Origin of the sequence: Rhodanobacter sp. ANJX3, assembly GCF_014200755.1 — a bacterium.
In the GTDB taxonomy this organism is placed as follows: domain Bacteria; phylum Pseudomonadota; class Gammaproteobacteria; order Xanthomonadales; family Rhodanobacteraceae; genus Rhodanobacter.
In genome coordinates this window covers 12,419-36,867 of sequence record NZ_JACHCM010000010.1, presented here as the reverse complement: position 1 = coordinate 36,867, position 24,449 = coordinate 12,419, and the positions used below count along the sequence as shown (strand labels likewise).

Sequence of the window (24,449 nt, the reverse complement as noted above, 5' to 3'; positions counted from 1 at the left end):
GACGGCTCGGCCATGACATCGACAACCAATCCGCTGCGCGTCGGCGTGGTGATGGGCTCGCGCTCGGACTGGGAAACCATGCAGCACGCGGTAGGCGTGCTGGAAGAACTGGGCGTGCCGCACGAGGTGCGCGTGGTCTCGGCGCATCGCACGCCGGATCTGTTGTTTCGCTATGCCGAAGAAGCCGTTGGCCGAGGTCTGCACGTCATCATTGCCGGTGCCGGCGGCGCGGCGCATCTGCCGGGCATGCTGGCGGCCAAGACGCGGCTGCCGGTGCTCGGCGTGCCGGTGCAGTCAAAGGCGCTCAGCGGCATGGACTCCCTGCTGTCGATTGCGCAGATGCCGGCCGGCATTCCGGTGGGGACCCTGGCGATTGGCCGCGCTGGTGCGGTCAATGCGGGCCTGCTGGCCGTTTCCATGCTGGCTCTGCACGATGCCGAACTCGCGACGGCGCTCGACGCCTGGCGCGCCAGGCAGACGCAGGCCGTGCTCGATCAGCCGGACCCGCGTCAATGAGCGATCGTAAGCAACCGGTGCTCGGCGTGCTGGGCGGCGGCCAGCTGGCGCGCATGTTGGCTATCGCCGCGGCGCCGCTTGGCATCAAGACGTTGGCGGTCGATGGCGCCAGCGATGCCTGTGCGGGACAGGTCGCGCCGCTGGTGGTCGCCGAATGGACCGACTACGCCGCGCTGGAGGCGTTTGCGGGTCAAGTCGACGCGGTCACTTTCGATTTCGAAAACGTGCCGGCCGAAACCGCGCGCAGGCTGGTCGAGCGAGTGGCCGTGCATCCCTCACCGCAGGCGTTGGCGATCGCGCAGGATCGCCTGGCCGAGAAGACCCTGTTTCGCGAATGCGGCCTGCCGACGCCCGAGTTCATGGCCGTCGACACCCGCGAGGATCTCGCTCGGGCGCTGATGACCATCGGCGCGCCGGCCATCCTCAAGACGCGTCGGCTCGGCTACGACGGCAAGGGTCAGTTCCGACTCAAAACCGTCGATGACGCCGATGCGGCATGGGCTGCACTGGGTGAGCAGGCGGCTACGCTTGGATTGATTCTGGAAGCGTTTGTGCCGTTCGAGCGCGAGCTGTCGGTGATTGCCGTACGCGGGCGCGACGGCGATTTCCGCACCTGGCCGCTCACGCAGAACTGGCATGTCGACGGTGTGCTGTCGATGAGTCTGGCGCCGGCCCCGACGATCGGCGAGCTGCAGCAGCGCGCCACGGCGCTGGCAAAAACGCTGGCCGAGCGGCTCGACTACGTCGGCGTGTTTGCGCTCGAGCTGTTCGTCAAAGACGGTGAGCTTCTCGGCAACGAAATGGCGCCGCGGGTGCACAACTCCGGTCACTGGACCATCGAGGGCGCGCATACCAGCCAGTTCGAGAACCATGTGCGCGCCGTGCTCGGTCTGCCGCTGGGCGATACCGGTGCGCGTGGCGTATCGACGATGTTCAATTGGATCGGCGATCTGCCTGATGCAGCGCCCGTTTTGCGCGCCATCGACGGGCACTGGCACGACTACGGCAAGCAGGCACGGCCGGGACGCAAGGTCGGGCACGCCACACTGTGTGCGCCGGATGCAAAAGAGCTGGCTACACGATTGACGGAACTGGCCGATGCACTCGACCGCGGCGAGCAGGCGGGTCCGGTGGTGAAAGCGCTTCGCTGAGCCCTGTTCTTCACAATGCACACAAGTAAAAACGGAGCCGCATGGGCTCCGTTTCTACTTGTGTGCTGCTGCGGGTGATCAGGCCAGGTTGCTGGCCGCAAATTCCCAGTTCACCAGATTCCAGAATGCTTCCACATACTTCGGGCGGGCATTGCGGTAATCGATGTAGTACGCGTGCTCCCACACATCGGTGGTGAACAGCGGCTTGTCGCTGCCGGTGATCGGCGTGGCGGCGTTCGAGGTATTGACGATGCCGAGCGAACCGTCAGGGCGCTGCACCAGCCAGGTCCAGCCGGAGCCGAAGTTGCCGGCGGCAGACTTGCTGAACTCTTCCTTGAATTTGTCGAACGAGCCGAACGCCTTGTCGATCGCGTCGGCAAGCTTGCCGGTCGGCGCACCGCCGCCCTTGGGGCTCATCGAGTTCCAATAGAACGTGTGGTTCCAGATCTGGGCGGCATTGTTGAACACGCCGCCGGAGGATTTCTTGATGATGTCTTCGAGCTTCGCATCGGCGAACTCGGTGCCTTCGATCAGCTTGTTGAGGTTGGTGACGTACGCCTGGTGGTGCTTGCCGTAGTGGTATTCCAGCGTTTCGGCCGAGATATTCGGCTCCAGCGCGTTCTTTTCGTACGGAAGCGGGGGCAATTCGATCGCCATGGTGTGGCTCCTTAGCGGTGGCTGGGGGAGGTTTGGCCGGCCCAGCGGGCAGCGGCCATCGGGTGACTGATACAATACCGATCTGCCTGCATTGTAAAGATGAAACGTCACCTATGGATATCAACGAGCGAATTCGCGCCATTCTCGCCGAGCATCCCATCGTGCTTTTCATGAAAGGCACGCCGCAGTTTCCCATGTGCGGCTTCTCCAGCCGTGCGGCGAAAGCACTAACCGATGCAGGCGCCGATTTCCATGCGGTGAATATCCTGGCCGACCCTCAGCTGCGCTCCGGCCTGCCGCACTTCGCCAACTGGCCGACGTTCCCGCAGTTGTTCATACAGGGCGAGCTGATCGGCGGCTGCGATATCGTCGAAGACCTGAACGCCGCCGGTGAGCTGGCGCGCATGGCGAACGATGTCGCCGGGATAGCGAATTAATGTCGCTGCCGGTTTCCCGATTGCCGGCCGACTGGATGCCGGCCGCCGACACCTTGCGCGATCGCGTGGTGCTGGTGACGGGCGCCTACGGTGGACTGGGCGCGGCGGTTTCGCGGGCCGCCGCTCGCGCCGGTGCCACGGTCGTCATGACGGGCAAACGCAAACGTCAGCTCGAGCAGCTATACGACGCGATGCTCGCCGAGGGTTTGAGCGAGCCGGTGATCCACCCGCTGGATATGGAAACGGCGACGCCGCGTGACTACGAAAATCTGGCCGAAGGACTGGAGCGCGACTTCGGCCGGCTCGACGGTATCGTGCACGCCGCGGCGAGTTTCGCCGGGCTCAGCCCGATCGCCATGCACAAGCCGGACGATTGGCTGCGCGCCTTGCACGTCAATGTTTCCGCGCCGTTCGCGCTGACCCAGGCGTGCATGCCGCTACTGAATCAAGCTGTCGACAGCGCCGTGGTTTTCGTCCTCGACAACCCCGATCTGCTGGCACGCGCGCACTGGGGCGCCTACGGCGTATCGAAAGCCGCGCTGGAACGCTTCGTGGCGATTCTGCATCAGGAAAACGATGCCGGCCCTCTGCGCGTCAACGCGCTGCTGCCCGCGCCGATGCGCACCGCGCTGCGGCGGCAGGCGTACTTCGGCGAGGACATCATGCAGCGCCCGCTGCCGGATGCCACCGCAGCCGCAGCCGTCTATCTGCTGAGCGCGCAATCCGCGCAGGCGCGCGGTGCGGTGCTGGATCTTCGCGCCAACTGAGACACCCGTCGGTGCGACCGATGCGGCAACGGCTATCCTGTGATGGCCTCAAGGGGAGTGATTCATTATGGAAACGGAGATGACCACCCTGTCGGCGGGGATCATGTTGTTTCTGATCATGGACCCGCTGGGCAATATTCCGTTTTTTCTGAGCCTGCTGAAGGATGTACCGCCCAAGCGCCGCCGTGCGGTGATGGTGCGCGAGCTGCTGATCGCGCTCGGCGTGCTGCTGGCGTTTCTGTTCGGCGGTCAGCACATTCTCAAGCTGCTGCAGCTCAAACCCGACTCGATCAGCATCGCCGGCGGCATCGTGCTGTTTTTGATCGGCATCCGCATGGTGTTTCCGCCGGCCGACGGCGGCGGCATCTTCGGCAAGCCCGGCGAGGGTGAGCCTTTTATCGTGCCGATGGCGATTCCCGGGGTGGCCGGCCCCTCGGCGATGGCCGCCCTTCTGCTGCTGACCAACACCCAACCAGGCCGCACGGCGGACTGGGTCACTGCGCTGTTGCTGGCGTGGCTGGCCACGTCGCTGATTCTGCTCAGCGCCACCTATCTGTTCCGCTGGTTGGGCGAGAGTGTGCTCACTGCGCTGGAGCGGGTGATGGGCATGTTGCTGATTGCGCTATCGGTGCAGATGTTCATGTCGGGCGTCGCCTCGTTCATGCACGTAAGTTTGTGAGCAAAACAGCGCAGTAATTTCTGTTTGGCGTCCGCGTGACAGGTCCTTGTAACAATTGATCTTCAGGATGAGCGAAAACCTGAGGACACGGTCATGCTCTCCATCGAACAGACCCTTACCGAGCGGTTGCCCTGGCTTGCAGTGCATCCCAGAATCCGTCGCCCCGTCGCCGACATGCTGGGGCGACTGGCCGACGAAGACGGTTTCAACCGCGTACTGGATAAAGTCGGCAACGCCGAAGGCTTCGATTTCGTCGAGCGTGTGCTCGACCTGCTCGGCACCAGCTATCAAATCAGCCCGCGCGAGCGCGAAAACATTCCGGTCGACGGCGGCCTGCTGGTCGTGGCGAACCATCCGCTGGGCATGCAGGATGCACTGGCCATGCTGCAGCTGATCGGTTCGGTGCGCAGCGACGTGCGGATTCTCGGCAATGACTGGCTGGCCGTGGTGCCCCCGTTGAAAAAACTGCTGCTGCCGGTGGACGTGTTCGGCAAAGGCAGCGCTTCGCGACTGCGCGGCATTTATCGCGCGCTGGAGGAAGGTCAGGCGCTGATCGTGTTTCCTGCCGGCGAGGTGTCACGCGTGCGCGCCAACGGCGTGCGCGACGGCCGTTGGTCGGACGGCTTTGCGCGACTGGCTATGCGCAGGAAAGTGCCGGTGCTGCCGGTCCACGTCGCCGCACGCAATTCGGCGATGTTCTACGGCTTGTCGATGCTGGCCAAGCCGCTCAGTACCGCCATGCTGCCGCGCGAAGCGGTGACGGTCGGTAGCCGACGGATCGGCTTCAGCATCGGCGCGCTGATCGGCGCCGACGAACTGGCCCAGCGCAGCGGTGGCTCGCCCGAGCAGGCGGCCAAGCTGATGCGTCGGCACGTGTATCGCGTGGGCCGGCATCGCGGGCTGATTTTCGGCGGCCAGGTGCCTCTGGCGCACCCGGAGCCGGTCGATCAGGTAGCGGCCGAGCTGATGCAGTCGGAAAAACTCGCCGATCTCGGCGATGGCAAGCAGGCATGGCTGTTCAAGGGCGCGCTCGACAGCCCGGTGATGCGCGAGATCGGTCGTCTGCGTGAACTTACCTTCCGCAAGGTGGGTGAGGGCACCGGCACGCGGCGTGATCTCGATGCCTACGACCCGCATTACGAGCATCTGGTGCTGTGGGATACCAAGGCGCTGCGTATTGTCGGTTCCTACCGTTTCGGTCACGGCGGTAGGCTGCTCGCCGAGCGCGGCATGGCCGGTCTTTATACGGCCAGCCTGTTTCGCTACTCGCCGGCGCTCGAGTCACGTCTGGCGCAAGGGTTGGAACTGGGCCGAAGCTTTGTGGCGCCGGCGTACTGGCGCTCGCGTGCGCTCGACCAGCTGTGGCAAGGCATCGGGTTGTATCTCCAGCGGCATCCGGACCTGCGCTACATGTTCGGTCCGGTCAGCATGTCGGTGTCCATGCCGCGCGAAGCGCGCGAATGGATCGTGGCCGCGCATCAGCATTATTTCGGCACGCCGGGCCTGGCCGAAGCGCGTCGGCCGTTCGTTATTTCCAGCGACGTCAGCGACGGCGTGCGGCAGGCCTTGCAGGGGCTCGACGCATCGGCGGGGCTGGGCAAACTCAAGCACCATCTGGACGCGCTGGGCGTGAGCCTACCCGTGCTGTATCGCCAGTACGTGGATCTGGTCGATGCCGACGGGGTGCAGTTTCTCGACTTCGGTGAAGATCCCGATTTTTCCGGCTGCGTGGACGGTCTCGTCATGCTGGACCTGGCTCGGCTCAAGCCGGCCAAGCGTGCGCGTTATCTGGGCAAAGCTGCTTAAGAGCCTGTTCTCGATCTCGCCGTGCCTCGCGCCGGGAGCGGTTTGACCGCATCCCGGCGTCATCACACTCCGTCGTAGATCGACGTCCGCTCCTCGTTCTTCCTTGGCCTGAGCGCAAAAAACGCTCCCGGCGCGAGGCACGGCGAGATGCTCTAAGCCGACGCCGCGAATCTGTCGTAGCCATCTGCGGTTACCACCACCCGCTTGCGATTCGAAGACAGCGTAATCGTGCCGGAGCGATTTTCGCATCGTATTTTTATGCGATACGCGCGGGCTTTCCAGTGCTTTCGCGCCCTTTCGAATCGGAAAGCCAGCCTTTCTCAGGGTTTGGCGCCTGTTGGAGGAGTCGTGCATCACCAAGTGTGATCGCAATATATTGCGTTGACACTTGGAATGAAACTTTTGTAAAGACTCTGTAAAATTCGCGTGGAATCATGCGTTTTTGGCATCGACGACTCCGGGGGATGTGGTCGCAGGTTTTTTGTTCGGGCAACGCTTCATCGCTGGCGACGCCCCACAACGTCGGCTTGCCAGCCAAAGCGAATCCAGTTTGGCAGACTCAAACGCGCTTTCGCGAACCAGCCTGTGCCTGCATGGCTCCATGCGTAGCTCAGGCCCGCAGCAACTCATTACATGACTCAACAGGGAACTATCCAAATGAAGCGAAGCCACCTATCCGCCGCGATTGCGCTTGCCTGTGTTATGGGATCGGGCATGGTCATGGCGCAGACGGCCACCGACCAGGCCGCCAGCACGCAGGCCGCTCCGCGCGCTGGCGTGTCCAGCACGTCCAACACCACTACGTCGAACGACACCAAGCGCGTGCAGGAGCTTTCCGCCGTGCAGGTCAAGGCGCAGTCGCTCTCGTTGGGTAGTGGCTTGATGGCCGTGCAGACGGCGCCGAAGGCGGTTTCCACCATCACTCGCGACGCGATCGTTCATGCGGCGCCGGGCGCCACCTTCGTGCAGCTGATCGACAGCATTCCTGGCGTCAACGCGTCGACCGACGACAACAACGGCCTGGCCAACGGCAACTACAGCATCCGCGGCTTCACCAGCGATGAAATCGGCACCACTGTGAACGGTGCACCGATCAACGACAGCGGCAACTACAAGGTTTACTCGACCGAATACGGCGATACCGAAAACATCGGCGACATCACCGTGCTGCAGGGTTATCCGGATGTGGATACGCCGATCAGCGGCGCCGCCGGTGGCTCGATCGCGTGGGTCACCATCGATCCACCGCACAAAGCGGGCATCGACGTGACGCAGACCTTCGGCAGCAACGATTGGCGCCGTTCGTTTATCCGCCTCAATACCGGCGACACGGGTGCGTTCCGCTCGTGGTTGTCGTATTCCAACAACCAGGCCAACCTGTGGCGTGGTCCAGGTAGCCAGGATGCCGACAAGATCGACGGCAAGACGATCTGGACCATCGACGACAACAACACCATCTCCGGCTCGGTCCAGTACGTGCGCCAGGACAGCTATCTGTATCAGAGCCTGACCAAGGCGCAGTTGGCCTCCGGTGGTTACGATCAGAGCTACGACCGCACCCGCCTGACGCCGACCGACGCCAACTTCTACGCGTTCCACAAGAACCCGTTCAAGAGCTGGCTGGTCAGCCTGGATGGCGAGTTCAAGCTCAGCGACAGCCTGCGTCTGTCTGTCGTGCCTTACTTCCAGTATGGCAACGGCGGCTCGGGCGGCGGCGCCACGTTCACGGAATCGACGTCAACGCAGAACTTGTACCAGTACGCCAACGAGGATCTGAACGGCAACGGTGTGATCGGCGGCAAGAACAACAAGGCGCTGGTTTACTCGTACAACAGTTCGTACACCATGCGCCCGGGCATCATTGCCAAGTTCAACCAGGATTTCGGCCAGGACAACAGCCTGGAATACGGTTTCTGGTACGAGCGCCCGCGCCAGGAGCAGACCACCGTCTACACGGCCATCAATGCTGCAGGTATTCCGGCTGATTACCTTGGCCGCGATTCAGTGATTCGTTATCCGGATGGCACCGTGCAGCGTCCGTTCAACGAATACACCACCACTGAAACGAAAAAGGCGTTTGCCACGGATACGTGGACGCCGAACGACTTCTGGACCTTCACGGCTGGCGCATCGTTCCTGTCGGAAAAACGCAGCGGTTTCGACTTTCAGTATCCCGGCTCGGTACGTTCCGGCTATATCGGCTACGGCGTGGAAGATGTCGATGCGACGTACCACAAGTGGAGCCCGACGGTCGGCGCCAAGTATCAGTTGAACGAACAGAACCAGTTCTACTTCGGCATGGGCAAGACGTTCCGCGCTCCGATCAACGGTGCGTTTCTGCAGAATGCCGCCGCGGCCAATTACCCTGGTCAGACGGTTCCGGCCAGCAGCTTCCTCAACAAGCCCGAGACGGCGACGACGGCTGATCTGGGCTGGCGCTTCTACAACGATACGTTCTCCGCCAACGTTGACGCGTACGTTTCCAACCTTAACAACAAGCAGATCTCCGGCTTTGACGAAACAACGTTCGCCACGGTTTACCTGTCGCTGCCGAAGGTCCACAACCGCGGCGTGAATACGGAAGCCAGCTACAAGGTGACGCCGAATTGGACGGTGTATGCGTCCTATGCATATCAGAAGTCGACGCTGGAAACGGATCTCAACTCGCTCGGTGACGGCATTTACAACACCAAGGGCAAGGACCTGCTCAACACGCCGCGCAACCTCGGCTATCTGCGCGTCAGTTACGACCAGGGTCCGTTCTGGGCGAGCCTCGATGAGAAGGTTCGAAGCTCCATCTACGGCGACTGGTCCAACACGGAACGCGCAGGCGGCTATGCAACGCTCAATCTGAGCGCGGGCTGGCGCTTCAACGACATTTCGTCGTTCATCACCAAGCCGTACATAAAGCTCAACATGTTCAACCTGCTTGATCGCAAGGCCCTGACCAACGCCAACAATATCGGTGCATTTCTCGCGTCGAACCCGGGCAAGATCAAGGATGCCAACGGCGTGACGCTGTTTGCTTCCGCGCCTTACTACTCGCTGCTGGAGGATCGTTCGTTCCAGATCACGTTCGGCGCGTCGTTCTAAGCGTCTGGCTGGCGATAGCGGTTGTTAGGGCGGCGGCCTGGATGGCGTCGCTCGAACAATAAAGGGGGTTCGCATTACCCACAGTGACGTAATCGCACGATGCCCTCGCTCACGCGGGGGCATCGTCGTTTGGGCGGTTTGATCGGCTTTCAATGATCTTGTCTGGACGATTGTGACGACGTTCGCGGCCGTGGCGGCACGTTGAATGCCGCGAACCGTCGCCGCGGCGTTCTTGACCAGCGACAAGCCGCGCGAGATGCTAGGCGGTCGGCTCCGCTTCGGGAGTCAGGCTGAGACTGTCGGCCGTAAAGGAGTGATTTAATGAATACGATTCAACCCGGCGCCGCGTGCGCAGGCGCCACTGTCAGCGCGCGCATTTCGCCCGTGGGTGGCCTGGATATTCTTTCCCGTAACGAAGTGGCGCGCCTGCGCGGTGCCAGCGACTCAGGCCTGCATGCGCTGCTGCGTCGGTGTGCGCTGGCGGTGCTCACCTCCGGCAGCATCAGCGACGATCCGCGAGCGATTCTGGAGCAGTATCCGGATTTCGATATCCAGGTGTTGCAGCAGGACCGCGGCATCAAGATCGAGCTGACCAACGCGCCGGCGCAGTCATTCGTGGACGGTCAGATCATTCGCGGCATCAACGAACTGCTGGTCGCGGTAGTGCGCGACATCGTCTACGTCTCGACCCAACTGGAGCAGACCGGCGTCGATCTGAATAGCGCCGCCGGGTTGACTCAGGGCGTGTTCGAGATCCTGCGCAACGCGCGGATTCTCAAGCCGCACATCGATCCCAGCCTGGTGGTGTGCTGGGGCGGCCACTCGATTTCACGCGAGGAGTACGACTACACCAAGTCGGTAGGCTATCAACTGGGTCTGCGCAGCCTGGATATCTGCACCGGCTGCGGTCCCGGTGCGATGAAGGGGCCGATGAAGGGCGCCACGATCGGGCATGCCAAACAGCGCCGCCGACAGAATCGCTATATCGGCATCACCGAGCCCGGCATCATCGCGGCCGAATCGCCGAACCCGATCGTCAATCACCTGGTGATCATGCCGGATATCGAGAAGCGCCTCGAAGCCTTTGTGCGCATGGGCCACGGCATCATCGTGTTTCCCGGTGGCGTCGGCACGGCAGAGGAGATTCTTTATCTGCTCGGCATCCTGCTGCATCCGGACAACGCCGGTGTGCCGTTCCCGTTGATCTTCACTGGCCCGAGCCAGTCGGCCGCCTATTTCGAGCAGATCGATCGTTTTCTGCGACTGGCGCTGGGCGACGAGGTGGCGCAGCACTACCAGATCATCGTGAACGATCCGCCCGCTGTGGCGCGCGCTATGGTCAAGGGCATCGACAAGGTGCGCAAGCATCGGCTGGATACCAAGGACGCGTTCTTCTTCAACTGGGCGCTGCAGATTCCGTTCGCGTTCCAGACGCCGTTCCGACCCACTCATGAGGCCATGCGGGCGCTGCAGATCCATCGCGATCGCCCGCGGCACGAGCTGGCGGCGGACCTGCGCCGCGCGTTTTCCGGCATTGTTGCGGGCAACGTCAAGGAAGAAGGCGTCAAGGCCATCGAGCGCTTTGGCCCCTTCGATATCGACGGCGACGCCGACATCATGCGCGCGCTGGACAAGCTGCTACAGGCATTCGTCGAGCAGCACCGCATGAAGCTGCCCGGCGGCGCGGCTTACGTGCCCTGCTATCGGGTACGAACGGCCTGAAAATCTGGGCCGAATCCGTCGCCACGGCTTGACAGCTCGCCGCACGATCTACAAACTACGCAGCTCACGCCCGAATAGCTCAGCTGGTTAGAGCACTTGACTGTTAATCAGGGGGTCGCTGGTTCGAGTCCAGCTTCGGGCGCCAAGAAAACCAAGGCTCTGCAGCAATGCAGGGCCTTTTTCTTTGGTTGCGTAGCACGCAATGTCCGTGCAAGTTCAGCCGGATCGACGGGCCTATGCAAGATTGCCCGGCTCGGCAACATGTCGGCGGTGGACGTCGGCCGTAGTTTTCGATCCGAGCATTCCGTCTGACCGGATAAGTCCATGTCGATGGCTTTTTCCAGTCCTGCTGGTCACGGCTCAACGATGTAGGATTTGAATAAAACTCAGCACGCAGTTTGCTTACTCACCGGCTGGATCGTGCGGCATGCGGCATGCACCAATCGTGGCTGTTTTTTATTCGTCCGAGTGCCGTTGTCAGTGTCCGCGAATAAACAGTTTGCAACCTACCGTGCGTCTGCGATATCGGCGGCTTCGCATTGTCGCGCTTCACGAGTTTTTCTAGACGTTCGTAACTCAAAACGACGCTATCGCGCGAGCGTATCTGTCGTCGAAGTGTCTCGCATCAGGGCTTGTTCAATAAAGCGCTGTTTATAGAAAAGCCCACTGTCAAAGCTTCCCGTCGATCATTTTCGGCGGCATGCGTGTAGCGCCGATTTTGTTTATTGCGAGCGTTTCTCATGCGCGGTTTTTCGCACGATTATCGCTAGTATGCTGAGTATGGTTTCGGCGCCGGCGAATCCACGTTGGTTGTCTTTGGATAACGCCGAATAGCCCGATCTTTTGCTTATCGGCACGATTCGTCGTCGCGCGTTATTTCTCCGCTTTATCGTCAACCGGGAGACATCGATGCTTTCCTTGCAAGTGAATGGTGAATCGCATTCCGTCGATGTTCCGCCCGACATGCCGCTGCTGTGGGTGCTGCGCGACGTCATCGGCCTCATGGGCACCAAGTTCGGCTGCGGTATTGCGCAGTGCGGCGCGTGCACCGTGCATCTGGACGGTCAGGCCGTGCGGTCGTGCGTGCTGCCGGTCGGGTCGATCGGCAACAAGGCGGTGACGACGATCGAGACGGTGGGACAAACGCCGAGCGGTCAGAAAATTCAGCAGGCTTGGCTGGACGTAGATGTCGTGCAGTGCGGCTATTGCCAGTCCGGCCAGATCATGTCGGCAACGGCGCTACTGGCCCGCACGCCCAATCCCACCGATGCCGATATCGATGCGGCCATGTCGGGAAACATCTGCCGCTGCGGAACCTATGTGCGTATTCGCGCGGCGATCAAGCAGGCGGCGACGGGCAAGCTGGAGATTCTGCAGACGACAGTCACCTCGCCTGCCGCACCGGCGGCGGAGGCTACGCCATGAAGATCAAGAACAGCCCCTCCGAGGCAAGCGAAGCGATCGATTTGGGCCGGCGCCGCGCGATCCAGTCCGGTGGCTTCGCGGTCGCCTTTTTGTGGCTGGGTAGCACGGGTGCCGCCTCGGCCATGGTCAGCGCCCGCCGCCAGCCTGGGGATGCTGCGGCCACACTCGCTGACGGCAACCCGCCTTTTGCGCCGAACGCCTTCGTGCGTATCGATACCGACGGCTCGATTCGCCTGGTCATGCCCAGCGTGGAAATGGGGCAGGGCATCTACACCGGCTTCAGCATGCTGCTCGCCGAAGAGCTCGGCGTTGGCCTGGACCAGATCAAGGTCGAGCATTCGCCGGCCAGCGAGGAGCTTTACGGCATGCCGGCGCTGGGCGGGCAGATCACCGGCGGCTCCACCAGCACGCGCAGCGGGTGGCAGGTGCTGCGCGAAGCCGGCGCGGTGGCGCGGGCGCAGCTGGTGACGGCGGCGGCGGCACAGTGGAAGGTCGATCCGTCGACGTGCACGGTCGATCGCGCGGTGGTGCATCACGTGCCAAACGGGCGCAGCCTCGGTTTCGGCGCACTGGCCACGCCGGCAGGCAAGCTGCCGATGCCGGACAAGGTTCCGCCGCTGAAAGATCCCAAAGATTTCGTGCTGATCGGCAAGCCGCTGCGACGCGTCGACTCGCCCGACAAGATCACCGGCGCCACGCAGTTCGGCCTGGATGTGAAAGTGCCGGGCATGAAAATCGCGGCGGTGAAGACTAGCCCCACCTTTGCCGGCAAGCTCGTCTCGGTCGATGACAAGGCGGCGCGCGCGATGCCGGGCGTGGTCGACGTCATTCGCATCGGCGACGCGGTGGCGGTGGTCGGCGACCACTATTGGGCCGCCAAGCAGGGGCTGGAGGCGCTGGATATCCAGTGGGATCGCGGCGTCAACGCCAATCTCACCACCCAGCAGCTGCGCGATGCGCTGGCCGACAGCGCGCTCAACGGCTCATCGATCGTGGCGAAGGAGGTCGGCACGCGTCCGGCCACAGACACCACGATCGACGCGGTGTATCAGCTGCCGATGCTGGCGCACGCCACGATGGAGCCGCTCAACGCGACGGTTTCCGTGACGGCCGACAAGTGCGAGATCTGGACCGGCACGCAGGTGCCGACGCGTTGCGTAACGGCGGCGGCGAAGATCACCGGGCTGTCCGAAGACAAGGTGTTGCTGCACAACCAGTACCTCGGCGGCGGCTTTGGTCGACGTCTGGAAACCGACCAGGTCGAGCAGGCCGTGGCCTTCGCCAAGCAGGTCGGCTATCCGCTGAAGGTGGTGTGGTCGCGCGAGGAGGATATTCGCCACGATCGCGTGCGGCCGATGTACCACGATCGCTTTTCCGCCGTCGTCAATGCAGACGGTCTGCCTGTCTGGTTCGGCGCGCGCACCAGCGGCGGCACCGTGCTGGGGCGCTGGGCACCGATGGCGATGGGCAAGAACGGGCTGGACAGCGACGCGGTCGAGTCGCTGGCCGAAATGCCTTACGAAATCCCCGGCATGAAAGTCGAGTGGATCCGTCACGACATGCCGCCGGGTCTGATCGTCGGCTGGTGGCGCGGCGTGGGCCCCACGCACAATCTGTTTACCGTCGAAAGCTTCATGGACGAACTGGCCCATCGCGCGGGCAAGGATCCGGTGGCTTTTCGTCGCGCGATGTTGCAGAAGAACCCTCGCACGCTGGCCTTGCTCAACCTGGCGGCGGAAAAAAGCGGCTGGGGCACGCCGCTGCCCGCACGCGTCGGGCGCGGCATTGCGCTGGGCGAGCCGTTCGGTAGCCGGGTCTGCGCCGTGGTTGAAGCCGAAGTCACGCCGCAGGGCGAGGTTCGGCTGCGCCGCGCGGTGGTGGCGCTCGACTGCGGCATCGGCATCAACGCCAGCTCGATCGAGGCGCAGGTGCAGGGTGGCCTGCTGTTTGGTCTCAGCGCCGCGATGTGGAGCAGCATCACGATCAAGAACGGCGCTGTCGAACAGGGCAACTTCAACGACTATCGCAATATGCGCATCAATGAGGCGCCGTCGGTTGAGGTGCACCGCATCGAAAACTTCGAGTCGCCCGGCGGCCTGGGCGAGGTCGGTACGGCGATTGCTGCGCCGGCGCTGGCCAACGCGATCTTTGCCGCCACCGGCGTGCGTCTTTACCAGCTGCCGGTGGATCGCTCGCTGCTGGTGCAGGATGCCGATGCGCTGAAGTCGGTGGTTTCTGCCGACAACGCCAACGCGGAGGGCGTCGCATGAAGCGCTTTCTCTCCATCATAGTGTTGCTGCTGGTTATCGGCGCCGTTGCTTATGTGGCGCTCAACCGCACCGATAGTTCGGACGGGCAGGCGCCCGCCATCGTCGGCGCGCCGGCCAGCGCTGCCGTTCTCGCCCGCGGTGAGTATCTGACCAAGGCGGCCGACTGCATTGCCTGCCACACCGTGCCTGAAACCGGCCGACCGTTTGCCGGCGGCGTGGCGTTCAAGCTGCCGTTCGGCACGATCTACTCGACCAATATCACGGCCGACGAGGCGACCGGTATCGGCAGCTGGAGCGATGACGAGTTTGTCCGGGCGGTACGTGAAGGTGTGCGCAAGGATGGGCAAAAGCTGTACCCGGCATTCCCGTACACCTCGTACACGCAGCTGAGTCGCAGCGACGTGTTGGCGATCAAGGCCTACCTCTTCAGCCTGCCGAAAGTAGCTCAGGCGGCAATGCCGAACGATCTGGGCTTTCCGTTCAACCAGCGCTGGGCGATGGGCTTCTGGAACGCGGCGTTCTTCAAGAGCCATCGTTTCGTCGCCGATGCATCGAAGTCGCCGCAGTGGAATAGCGGCGCGTATCTCGCCACGGCGCTCGGCCACTGCGCCGAATGCCACACGCCGCGCAACCTCGGTTTTGGCCTGGAACATAGCAATGAATTGGCCGGCTATTCGCTGCAGGGCTGGCGTGCCTACAACATCACCTCGGACACAGCGCACGGCGTTGGTGCGTGGAGCGATGGCGACATCGCCAGCTATCTGTCGACCGGGCATGCCGACGGCCGCGGCTCAGCTGCCGGCCCGATGGGCGAGGCGGTGGCGCACAGCCTGCAGTATCTGAAACCGGAAGACACCGCGGCACTGGTGACCTATCTGCGCAGCGTGCCGGCCCGTGAAGGTACGGATCCGATCGATATCGATCACAACGCGGCCCCCGCAGTGAAGTCGTCCGACGCAGCGCCTTTCGCTGATGCCGGCACCGCCAACCAGCAAGGCCTCAACCTGTTCGAAAGCGCCTGCGCCAGCTGCCATCAGTGGAATGGTAAGGGCCAGCAGACGCCTTACGCGTCGTTGCTCGGGACGCGCGGCGTGAATGACGTCAGCGGCGCCAACGTGACCCAGGTGATTCTGCAGGGCGTCAAGATGCGCATCGGACAGAACGATGTGTACATGCCGGCGTTCGGCAGCGCGTATTCGGATACCGAAGTGGCGGCGCTTGCCAATTACGTGGTGGCACATTTCGGCGACAAGAAGGGAACGGTGACGCCGAAGGATGTTGCCGATCGACGCAAGCTTTGACGCGGTGACTGCGCAAGAGGCGCAGCCAAGTCTCTTCAAACAAAAAGCCGGCACGCTTGCCGGCTTTTTGTTTGCGCCTGGCGACAGCAAATCAGCGTGCCTGCGCGCAGCCTGCAGCCTGATCGGATGTTGCCGACGCACCGCGTACCCGGCCGGAATTGGCAATCACCACAGCCAAGACATTGTCGGTATTCGACGGGCTGCAGAATAGCAAGGTGAGATTGCTTCCGCTGGCACTACCGTCGGGATGAAAGCGCACGAAGCGCCTGCCATTACTGCTCACGATCGCTAGTTTGCCGGCGTAGCCAGAACCTGTGTAGATCGGCGCACCATCGGGCTGGTTGTCCAGATCGGCGTCATGCGCCAACAGCCAGCCCGTATCCCAGTGCACCGCTTCGCTGCAGTGCGCACGATCGACAGTGGGGCAGAACAGCGTCTGCTTGCCGCTGGTAACGGCGGTCTCCCGCGCATGCCGCAGGGCCGACATAAAGTCGGACTGGGCGGTCTGAATCTGGCTATGCATCAACATCTTGCGCAGCGGCGGCGTGGCCATGCCGGCCAGTGACGCGATAATGACAAGCACCATGATCTGCTCGATCAGGCTGGCGCCGTTTTGTCGATGCCGGACCGGTTTAATCCGTTGCTTTCGAGCTTCGACATGATGGCGGTTGGCCATGGCACTGCTCCTGCGTTGCCGGAGTCAGCCATGCTATCGGCGAGCCAAATGGCGCCAAGCGGCCATAGGACGCTGTCGCCGTCAGTGTCTGCTGACAGCCGGTGTCAGCACAGCCAATTTAAAATGCCGTTTTGAACCCCTATGTGTAGTCCATGACTGATCGCTTCCAGCTCGTTTCTCCCTACCAGCCTGCCGGCGACCAGCCGCAGGCCATCCAGTTGCTGAGTGAAGGCTTCGAGGCCGGCCTCGCGGCGCAGACGCTGCTGGGCGTCACGGGTTCGGGCAAGACTTACACGATCGCCAACGTCATCGAGCGCGTACAGAAGCCAACCATCGTGATGGCGCCGAACAAGACCCTGGCCGCGCAGCTCTACGGCGAGTTCAAGGAGTTTTTCCCCAATAACGCGGTGGAATACTTCGTCAGTTATTACGACTACTACCAGCCGGAAGCGTACGTAGTGGCGTCGGATACCTTTATCGAGAAGGACGCCTCGATCAACGAGCATATCGAGCAGATGCGGCTGTCGGCGACCAAGGCGCTGCTGTCGCGCCGGGATTCGATCATCGTGGCGACCGTGTCGGCCATCTACGGGCTCGGCAATCCGGCCGACTATCTGTCGCTTCGATTGATTCTGGCCAAGGGCGAGCGCATCGATCAGCGCAAGCTGATTCATCAGCTGACCGAACTGCAGTACACGCGCAACGAAATGGAGCTGCGCCGTGGCACGTATCGCGTGCGTGGTGAAAGCATCGACGTGTTTCCGGCCGAATCGGAAACCGAGGCGCTGCGCATCGAGCTGTTCGACGGCGAAGTGGAAAACATGGCGCTGTTCGATCCGCTGACCGGCGAAGTCATTCGCAAAGTACAGCGCTATACGGTGTATCCGCGTACGCACTACGCCAGCACGCGCGAGAGCGTGCTCAATGCGATCGAGACGATCAAGCTTGAGTTGAAGGATCGTCTGGAGCAGCTCTACAGGGACAACAAGCTGGTCGAGGCGCAGCGGCTGGATCAGCGCACGCGTTTCGACATCGAGATGATGACCGAGGTCGGCTACTGCCAGGGCATCGAAAACTACTCGCGCCATCTGACCCGGCGCGCGCCGGGCGAGCCGCCGCCGACGCTGTTCGATTACCTGCCTGCCGATGGTCTGCTGGTGGTGGACGAGTCGCATGTCTCCGTGCCGCAGATCGGCGCCATGTTCAAGGGCGACCGTTCGCGCAAGGAAACCCTTGTCGAGTTCGGTTTCCGTATGCCGTCGGCGATGGACAATCGCCCACTACGCTTCGAGGAGTGGGAGCAGCGCGTGCCGCGCGCGATCTACGTCTCCGCCACGCCGCGTTCGTACGAGCTCGAAAAGTCGGGCGATGCGGTGGTCGAGTTGCTGGTGCGTCCGACCGGGCTGGTCGATCCCGAAGTGGAAGTGCGGCCGGTGCGGACCCAGGTCGACGATCTGCTGGGCGAAGTGCACAAGCGCGTCGCGCTCGGCGATCGTGTGCTGGTCACCACGCTGACCAAGCGCATGGCGGAAAACCTCACGGAATACCTCAGCGAACACGAGGTACGCGTGCGCTATCTGCATTCGGACATCGAGACGGTCGAGCGCAGCGAGATCATCCGCGATCTGCGCCTGGGCGAGTTCGACGTGCTGGTCGGCATCAACCTGCTGCGCGAGGGTCTGGATATGCCGGAGGTGTCGCTGGTCGCGATCCTCGATGCGGACAAGGAAGGCTTTTTGCGCTCGACCGGTTCGCTGATCCAGACTATCGGCCGCGCGGCGCGCAACGTGCGTGGCAAGGCGATCCTGTACGGCGACACGATCACCCGTTCGATGCAGGCGGCGATCGACGAAACCGCGCGCCGCCGCGAAAAGCAGATGGCGTGGAACGAGCAGCAGGGCATCACGCCCACCACCATCGTGCGGCGCATCGCCGACATCATGGAAGGCGCGCGCAGCGAGCCGGCCGGGCGTCGCGGCAGCAAGTCGGCCACTCGTGCCAAGGCCGTCGCGGAACCGGCGGCCGATTATTCCGCGATCAGCGCGTCGCAGGCCTCGGCGCTGCTCAAGAAGCTGGAGGCGCAGATGTACAAGCATGCGCAGAACCTGGAATTTGAATCCGCCGCCCAGCTGCGTGACCAAATTCATCAGCTGCGGGAGAAGACCTTGCGCTGAGCTTGAGGCGCCATACCGGTTGCCGGTGCGCGGGGAGCATATTGTGGGGCGTGCTCTACTACCGTACAATATGCAGCTCACCCGCGCGTGCCGCGGTGATGACGGGCGGTTAGCTCAGCGGTAGAGCACTTCCTTGACATGGAAGGGGTCACAAGTTCGATCCTTGTACCGCCCACCAATTCGCAAAGAAAAACGGCGCCGGCTCGGCAGAGTCGACGCCTTTTTTGTTTGACGGCTTCCGGCCTGGGCCGTATCAAGTGCCCCAATGACGGGGGCGATTCCCCTGCTTGCCTACTCCCGGTATATCGCTCTTCAAGCCGGCGCCGCGCAGGGTCTTTTGCGAGGAGTGCAGCTTCGTAGCGTCAGCGCCATGACGGTCGGCTCGATCCAGGGAGCGAGCGGAGGCTTGCCGAGGCCTCCGGTGGTGCGTGTACTCTTGAGGGACTGCCGATGACGACCGCGTGCTTCGTCGGCACTCCTCCTGTCGCGGGTGAATTGAGTCCATGCAATCGATAGAAATACTGATCAACGACGCGTTCGAGCGTCGCAACGAGCTTGGCTCGACCGAAATTGAAACCCATCTGCGCCCGGCCGTCGGCCAGGTGATCGACTTGCTCGAATCCGGCGAGCGTCGGGTGGCCGAGCCGGACGGCAAGGGCGGCTGGATCGTCAACCAGTGGATCAAGAAAGCCGTGCTGCTGTATTTTCGTTTGAACGACAATGTCGTGGTCGACGGCGGTGCGGCGATGGCTTTCGACAAGGTGCCGTTGCGTTTCATGCAGGGCAATGACAGCGAGCTGCAAAATCTCGGCGCGCGCGTGGTGCCCGGGGCGCTGGTGCGTCGTGGCGCACATATCGCCAAAGACGCGGTGCTGATGCCCAGCTACGTCAATATCGGCGCCTACGTCGGTGCCGGAAGCATGGTCGATACCTGGGCCACGGTCGGCTCCTGCGCACAGATCGGTGCGCACGTGCACCTGTCCGGCGGCGTCGGTATCGGCGGCGTGCTCGAGCCGCTGCAGGCCAATCCGACCATCATCGAGGACAACTGCTTTATCGGTGCGCGCTCCGAAGTGGTCGAAGGCGTGGTGGTGGAGAAGGGTAGTGTGATCGGCATGGGCGTGTTTCTCGGCCAGTCCACCCGCATCTACCATCGCGCCACCGGCGAAGTAAGCTACGGCCGCGTGCCCGCCGGCAGCGTCGTGGTGGCCGGCAGCCTGCCCGCCAAAGACGGCAGCCACAGCCTGTATGCCGCGATCATCGTCAAGCAGGTCGATGAAAAGACCCGCAGCAAGACCGGTATCAACGAACTCTTGAGGAGCGTCGAATGAGCGTCGAACTCTATGGCCTGGAAAAGTGCAGCACCTGCGACAAGGCCCGCGCGTGGCTGGATCAGCACAAGGTCAAATACAGCTTTACCGACTACCGCGAGCATCCCATCGCGCCGGCTTCGTTGAAGCAGTGGGCGAAGGAGCTGACTTGGGAAAAGCTGGTCAACCGGGCCAGCTACACCTGGCGCGATCTCACCGACACGCAGAAATCGGCCAGTACCGACGCCGACTGGCTGAAGCTGATCAAGGATTATCCTGCCCTGGTCAGGCGCCCGGTGGTGGTGAAGGGCGACAGCGTCAGCGCCGGCTTCAGCGAGAAAAAGTTCAAGGAGCTGTTCGGTGGCTGAAGCGACCGCCGATGCCGTGGTCGCCGTTTATGGGCTCGACGGCACCGACATCTGCGGCAAGGCGCGCAATTGGCTCGATCGCTTCGGGCCGGATTATCGCTTCGTCGATTTGCGGCGCACGCGGCCCGAGCCGGACGTGCTCAAAGCGTGGGCGGCGTCGCTCGGCGGCTGGGATGCGTTGGTCGATCGCAGCGGAATCGGCTGGAAAGGCCTGCTGCCGCAGCGGCGCAACCCGGGCAGCGATCCGGAGTGGACGCTGCTGATTCGCGAGCACCCCGAAATTCTGCGTCAGCCGATCACGGTAGCCCCCGACGGGCGCGTCGCGGTCGGTTTTACCGGCGGCACCTACGAGCGCCTGCTCGGCAAGGGCAAAGCGAAACACTGACCTGTGCAAGATGAGCCATCAACCATGAGCGACGTGCTCGACCTCACCTGCGAACTGATCCGCCGCCGCTCGGTCACGCCGGACGATGCCGGCTGTCAGGCGCTGATTGCCGAGCGACTGGCGCGCGTCGGGTTCACGATGGAAAACCTGCGCTACGGCGACGTGGACAATCTCTGGGCCACCCATCGCGGCTCGGGTGCGTCAGGCCCGACGCTGATGTTTCTCGGGCATACCGATGTCGTGCCAAGCGGGCCGGAGGCTTCCTGGCAAAGTCCACCGTTCGAACCCACGATAACGAATGGCCGTCTATACGGCCGCGGTGCGGCCGATATGAAGGGCTCGGTGGCGGCCATGGTGGTGGCGCTGGAGCAGTTCGTCGGTGCTTACCCGGATCACCCAGGCCGCGTCGGCTTGCTGATCACCAGCGACGAAGAAGGCGTGGCCATCGACGGCGTGCGCAAGGTGATCGAGCACTTTCGCGCCGCCGACGAGCGCATCGAATTTTGCGTGGTGGGCGAACCGTCGGCCAAGGAAAGGCTGGGCGATCTGATTCGCGTGGGTCGACGCGGTTCGCTGTCGGCGACGTTGACCGTACGCGGTATTCAGGGTCATGTCGCCTATCCGGAAAAGGCGCTCAATCCGATTCATGCCTTCGGTCCGGCGCTCACCGAGCTGGCGGCCGAGCGCTGGGACGAAGGCAATGCTGACTTTCCGCCGACCTCCATGCAGGTATCCAACCTCCACGCGGGCACCGGTGCCAACAACGTGATTCCCGGCATGCTCACGGCGCTGTTCAACTTTCGCTACAGCACGGCCAGTCGCGCCGAAGATTTGCAAGCACGCAGCGAGGCGATCCTGCGCCGGCACGGTCTGGATTTTCATATCGACTGGCAGCTGTCGGGTCAGCCGTTTCTCACGCCGCCCGGTGGCAGGCTGCGCGAAACCGTCGTCGCCGTATGCCGCGATCTGTGCCAGCTCGATCCCGAGCAAAGCACGGGCGGCGGCACCTCCGACGGTCGCTTTATTGCCTTGCTGGGTACCGAAGTGGTGGAGATCGGCCCGGTCAATGCGACGATCCACAAGGTCGACGAATGCGTGGCGGTGCATGAGCTGGAGCAGCTGCCGGCGATCTACCAGGCGGTGTGCGAACGATTGTTGGTGTGACGCCAATGATGCGCGTGCGCATTCGCGCGTCTGACCCTATTCAGCGTTGAAACGGCGGGCACTGATCGCTTTGCGGAAACCGGCCGGTGCCGTGGAATAGTCCGTCCCGACCAAGCTTGACCTCGGCGGTTGTTTGACTTGGAAAACTCCCGCCAATCCGAGGGCCATCCTGGATGCAAAGTACCTTGATGCCGCCGTTGTCCTCGACGATCCGGATACCAAAAAGCCACTGCTTTTCATGATCGATCGATCGGACGCCGCCATCGATCTTTTCGAAATCGGCGAAACCGTAATCCTTCAATGTATTCGCGCCGGGTTTCCTGCGTGCATAGATCGAACTGGGGATGGACAGCACGTCGAGATGTTCGGCCACGAACAGCGCCGCATTCTCGCTATGCGGCGCCGACTGCGCAGTCGAAACGGGCGGCCATATGGCCCAGGCGGCCAGGGCAAGCATCGTGGCAGTACCGAGTTTCATCGCAGATTTCCTCCTCCCGAAGTTCGCGTCCATGAAGATTAGCGCACAGAACGCAACAAGTTTCGAAAGTGCCTCGCGGCTTCAGGCTCGGCGCAGCGCTTTCCATCACGCACGGCAAGAGCTTGCGCTGCACGTCTTGCGCTTTTCGAATGCCGTGGTTACCGGATGCTGGAATTTCAAAGCGTCATCGTGCTTCCATATCATCGGCGCTCGATAAAACTAACGACGAATGGAGTAAAGCGATGTTGCGCAGATATGGAAGTAAAGCGGTCGGGCTAGTCTGCACGACTCTGGTCACCGGGCTGCTGCTGACGTTCGGTCTGGTAAGCGCGACCCGCGCACAGGCTGTCGACCAGCCGCCGACGACCGACAAACAGTTGGCCGACACGCGCTGCATCATCGGCCTGGAAAAATTTCTGCCCGCCGATTACTACTACTGCCTCGCTTCGCAAAGCTACGGCGAGAAGAACTACGGCGAGGCGCAGAGGTTTTTCCACACGGCGGCATCCTGGGCCAGCAAGCCCGCGCAGTATGTGCTGGGTGTGATGGCGCTGAACGGCGATCACCAGCCGGTGAATCGCCCACTTGCCCTGGCGTGGCTGGCGCTGGCAGCCGAGCGGCACACCGAGCGCTTCAATCAGGCTTATGTCGAGCTGCGCGCGCACCTGTCGCCGCGTGAGCGCGCCGAGTCCGAAAAACTCCTGCACGATTTACAGCCGACCTACGCCGATGCGACCGCCGCCACGCGTGCGGAGGCCCGCTACCACGACGGCATGCAGATGCTGCGCAGTAAGGGCATCGGATCGAGTTACTGCATGCAGGGTATGTTCGATGCGGCGCAGCTGGCGGGCAGCACGATAGGGCCCGACCAGGCTATGGCTTGTCCGCAGACGACGACGCTCGCCGTACAGATCGACAAAAAAGCAGCCGATGTTTTCGAGGACTGGCACGGCCACGTTACGGTCGAACCGCTGCAGCCGGTGGAAACCAAGGACGGCAAGCCACTGCCGCCGAAAAACGGCAGCGGTTCGTAAGCACCATCCGGCCGCACCGGGCCGCTCGCGTCTGCTGGCTAGCGAGCTCGGATCGGTATGGTCGGCGAGCGCTAAGGCTCAGCGATCGTTGAATTCCGGCGCCGTGCCGATGATCTCGAACACCCGCTGGCGGAACCATTCGTGGGCGCGGTCATCGTTCTTCGACGGGTGCCAGTAGGCAAGAATCGGAATCGGCTTCAGCTTGATCGGCAGCGGCTGCACCACGATCGGCAGCAGCTGTGAAAAGCAGTCGGCGTACGAGCGGGGCATGGTCAGCAGCAGGTCGCTGGACGCGGCGACCTGGCAGGCGGAAAAATAGTGCTGGCAGACCAGCTGGATATCGCGCGAGCGGCCGTCCTGCGCCAGCAGCACGTCCAGCGGCACGGCCTCGCCGAGCTGGGAAACCGCCACATGGCGTGTGCTCAGGTAGTCGCTGCGGCGCAGCGCACTGCCGGCCAGCGGATGCTTCGCGCGCATGCCGACCACCAGCGACTCGTCGAGCAGGTGCTGGCTGCACCGTCGGGGCCCGGCCTGCAGCCGCCGGTCCACCACCAGATCGGTCGTGCCGGCGCTCAGTTCGCGATCGACATCCGCGGCGGCAATGCGCCGGCTGACGATATGCGTATGCGGCGCGAGTGCGGCCATCTTCGCCAGCAGCGGCGGAAACACGATGGACTCCAGCACGTCGCGAAAACCGACGGTGAAGGTCATGTCCAGTTCGTCGGCGCGAAAGCTCGCGTGCATCTGCGTGGTGGCCTGCAGGCCGCGCAGGTGCAGCTGCACTTCGGCCATCACGCTGCGCGCCTTGTGCGTCGGCACCACGCGGTTGCCCTGGCGCACGAACAGCGGGTCGCCGAACAGCTCGCGCAGGCGATTGAGCGAATGGGTGATCGCCGGCTGGGTGAGGTGCAGCGCACGCGCCGCCGCGCTGATGCCGCCGTGCGTGTGGATGGCGTCCAGCACGCGAAAAAGATTCAGATCCATTCGCAGGTCGGGGCGATTCATGGTGGGCCTCGGATGTATTCGACATGCTGCG

At 62.8% G+C, this 24,449-nt stretch carries 21 protein-coding genes and 2 tRNA genes; 19 read left to right on the top strand and 4 right to left on the bottom strand.

The features are described 5' to 3' along the window. Positions 1–12 precede the first annotated feature (12 nt). Together purE and HDE76_RS19100 are read left to right on the top strand one after the other, a co-directional pair. A complete protein-coding gene (gene purE, locus HDE76_RS19105; RefSeq protein WP_179477385.1) occupies positions 13–516 on the top strand; it encodes a 5-(carboxyamino)imidazole ribonucleotide mutase in 504 nt (167 codons plus the stop codon). Continuing rightward, a complete protein-coding gene (locus tag HDE76_RS19100; RefSeq protein WP_184509917.1) occupies positions 513–1,667 on the top strand; it encodes a 5-(carboxyamino)imidazole ribonucleotide synthase in 1,155 nt (384 codons plus the stop codon). Before purE ends, HDE76_RS19100 begins: the two co-directional genes overlap by 4 nt. A 78-nt stretch (positions 1,668–1,745) precedes the next feature. On the opposite strand, the gene HDE76_RS19095 is transcribed toward HDE76_RS19100, so the two are convergent. Next, the gene (locus tag HDE76_RS19095; RefSeq protein ID WP_179477383.1) at positions 1,746–2,324 is read right to left on the bottom strand and encodes a Fe-Mn family superoxide dismutase; all 579 of its coding nucleotides are present in this window, start codon (positions 2,322–2,324) and stop codon (positions 1,746–1,748) included. 113 nt (positions 2,325–2,437) lie between these two features. Between HDE76_RS19095 and grxD the strand changes: the two genes are divergently transcribed. The 10 genes from grxD to HDE76_RS19045 all read left to right on the top strand — a co-directional run bounded on the left by grxD (position 2,438) and on the right by HDE76_RS19045 (position 15,824). Further along, positions 2,438–2,761 carry a Grx4 family monothiol glutaredoxin gene (gene grxD, locus HDE76_RS19090; RefSeq protein WP_179477382.1) on the top strand — a complete coding sequence of 108 codons (324 nt, stop codon included), beginning with the start codon at positions 2,438–2,440 and terminating at the stop codon, positions 2,759–2,761. Further along, a complete protein-coding gene (locus tag HDE76_RS19085) occupies positions 2,761–3,528 on the top strand; it encodes an SDR family NAD(P)-dependent oxidoreductase (protein ID WP_184509915.1) in 768 nt (255 codons plus the stop codon). Before grxD ends, HDE76_RS19085 begins: the two co-directional genes overlap by 1 nt. Positions 3,529–3,607: 79 nt before the next feature. Continuing rightward, positions 3,608–4,207, top strand: a complete 600-nt coding sequence (locus tag HDE76_RS19080; RefSeq protein ID WP_179477380.1) for a YhgN family NAAT transporter — start codon at positions 3,608–3,610, stop codon at positions 4,205–4,207. A 93-nt stretch (positions 4,208–4,300) separates the two neighbouring features. Then, entirely contained in the window at positions 4,301–6,013 is a 1,713-nt protein-coding gene (locus HDE76_RS19075) for a GNAT family N-acyltransferase (protein WP_184509913.1), read from the top strand. Positions 6,014–6,670: 657 nt separating this feature from the next. Beyond that, entirely contained in the window at positions 6,671–9,106 is a 2,436-nt protein-coding gene (locus HDE76_RS19070; protein ID WP_184509911.1) for a TonB-dependent receptor, read from the top strand. A gap of 321 nt (positions 9,107–9,427) precedes the next feature. Continuing rightward, positions 9,428–10,828: a nucleotide 5'-monophosphate nucleosidase PpnN gene (gene ppnN, locus HDE76_RS19065; protein ID WP_184509909.1), complete on the top strand. Its 1,401-nt coding sequence runs from the start codon at positions 9,428–9,430 to the stop codon at positions 10,826–10,828. Between the two features lie 68 nt (positions 10,829–10,896). Further along, positions 10,897–10,973 (top strand) — tRNA-Asn (locus HDE76_RS19060). 764 nt (positions 10,974–11,737) lie between these two features. After that, the gene (locus HDE76_RS19055; RefSeq protein WP_179477376.1) at positions 11,738–12,253 is read left to right on the top strand and encodes a (2Fe-2S)-binding protein; all 516 of its coding nucleotides are present in this window, start codon (positions 11,738–11,740) and stop codon (positions 12,251–12,253) included. Then, complete coding sequence (locus HDE76_RS19050) at positions 12,250–14,523, top strand: molybdopterin cofactor-binding domain-containing protein (RefSeq protein ID WP_184509906.1); 2,274 nt, start codon at positions 12,250–12,252, stop codon at positions 14,521–14,523. The genes HDE76_RS19055 and HDE76_RS19050 overlap by 4 nt, the downstream gene beginning before the upstream one ends. Further along, a complete protein-coding gene (locus HDE76_RS19045) occupies positions 14,520–15,824 on the top strand; it encodes a c-type cytochrome (protein ID WP_184509904.1) in 1,305 nt (434 codons plus the stop codon). The genes HDE76_RS19050 and HDE76_RS19045 overlap by 4 nt, the downstream gene beginning before the upstream one ends. Positions 15,825–15,915: 91 nt before the next feature. Here the strand turns inward: HDE76_RS19045 and HDE76_RS19040 are convergent, their stop codons facing one another. Next, a complete protein-coding gene (locus tag HDE76_RS19040; RefSeq protein ID WP_255481692.1) occupies positions 15,916–16,500 on the bottom strand; it encodes a GspH/FimT family pseudopilin in 585 nt (194 codons plus the stop codon). Positions 16,501–16,652: 152 nt separating this feature from the next. Between HDE76_RS19040 and uvrB the strand changes: the two genes are divergently transcribed. The 6 genes from uvrB to dapE all read left to right on the top strand — a co-directional run bounded on the left by uvrB (position 16,653) and on the right by dapE (position 21,901). Then, the gene (gene uvrB / locus HDE76_RS19035; RefSeq protein WP_179477373.1) at positions 16,653–18,674 is read left to right on the top strand and encodes an excinuclease ABC subunit UvrB; all 2,022 of its coding nucleotides are present in this window, start codon (positions 16,653–16,655) and stop codon (positions 18,672–18,674) included. Positions 18,675–18,777: 103 nt separating this feature from the next. After that, positions 18,778–18,852, top strand: a tRNA-Val gene (locus tag HDE76_RS19030). A 325-nt stretch (positions 18,853–19,177) separates the two neighbouring features. Further along, on the top strand, positions 19,178–20,005 hold the full coding sequence (dapD, locus tag HDE76_RS19025) for a 2,3,4,5-tetrahydropyridine-2,6-dicarboxylate N-succinyltransferase (RefSeq protein WP_179477372.1): 828 nt from the start codon (positions 19,178–19,180) through the stop codon (positions 20,003–20,005). Further along, on the top strand, positions 20,002–20,352 hold the full coding sequence (locus HDE76_RS19020; RefSeq protein ID WP_184509902.1) for a Spx/MgsR family RNA polymerase-binding regulatory protein: 351 nt from the start codon (positions 20,002–20,004) through the stop codon (positions 20,350–20,352). Before dapD ends, HDE76_RS19020 begins: the two co-directional genes overlap by 4 nt. Further along, the gene (locus tag HDE76_RS19015) at positions 20,345–20,737 is read left to right on the top strand and encodes an ArsC/Spx/MgsR family protein (RefSeq protein WP_343205738.1); all 393 of its coding nucleotides are present in this window, start codon (positions 20,345–20,347) and stop codon (positions 20,735–20,737) included. The genes HDE76_RS19020 and HDE76_RS19015 overlap by 8 nt, the downstream gene beginning before the upstream one ends. A gap of 24 nt (positions 20,738–20,761) precedes the next feature. Beyond that, on the top strand, positions 20,762–21,901 hold the full coding sequence (gene dapE, locus HDE76_RS19010; RefSeq protein ID WP_184509900.1) for a succinyl-diaminopimelate desuccinylase: 1,140 nt from the start codon (positions 20,762–20,764) through the stop codon (positions 21,899–21,901). A 40-nt stretch (positions 21,902–21,941) separates the two neighbouring features. On the opposite strand, the gene HDE76_RS19005 is transcribed toward dapE, so the two are convergent. Next, a complete protein-coding gene (locus HDE76_RS19005; protein ID WP_184509898.1) occupies positions 21,942–22,412 on the bottom strand; it encodes a hypothetical protein in 471 nt (156 codons plus the stop codon). A 209-nt stretch (positions 22,413–22,621) separates the two neighbouring features. Between HDE76_RS19005 and HDE76_RS19000 the strand changes: the two genes are divergently transcribed. Further along, on the top strand, positions 22,622–23,413 hold the full coding sequence (locus tag HDE76_RS19000) for a hypothetical protein (RefSeq protein ID WP_184509896.1): 792 nt from the start codon (positions 22,622–22,624) through the stop codon (positions 23,411–23,413). A 78-nt stretch (positions 23,414–23,491) separates the two neighbouring features. Here the strand turns inward: HDE76_RS19000 and HDE76_RS18995 are convergent, their stop codons facing one another. Further along, on the bottom strand, positions 23,492–24,418 hold the full coding sequence (locus HDE76_RS18995) for a LysR family transcriptional regulator (protein ID WP_184509894.1): 927 nt from the start codon (positions 24,416–24,418) through the stop codon (positions 23,492–23,494). Between the last annotated feature and the right edge of the window lie 31 nt (positions 24,419–24,449).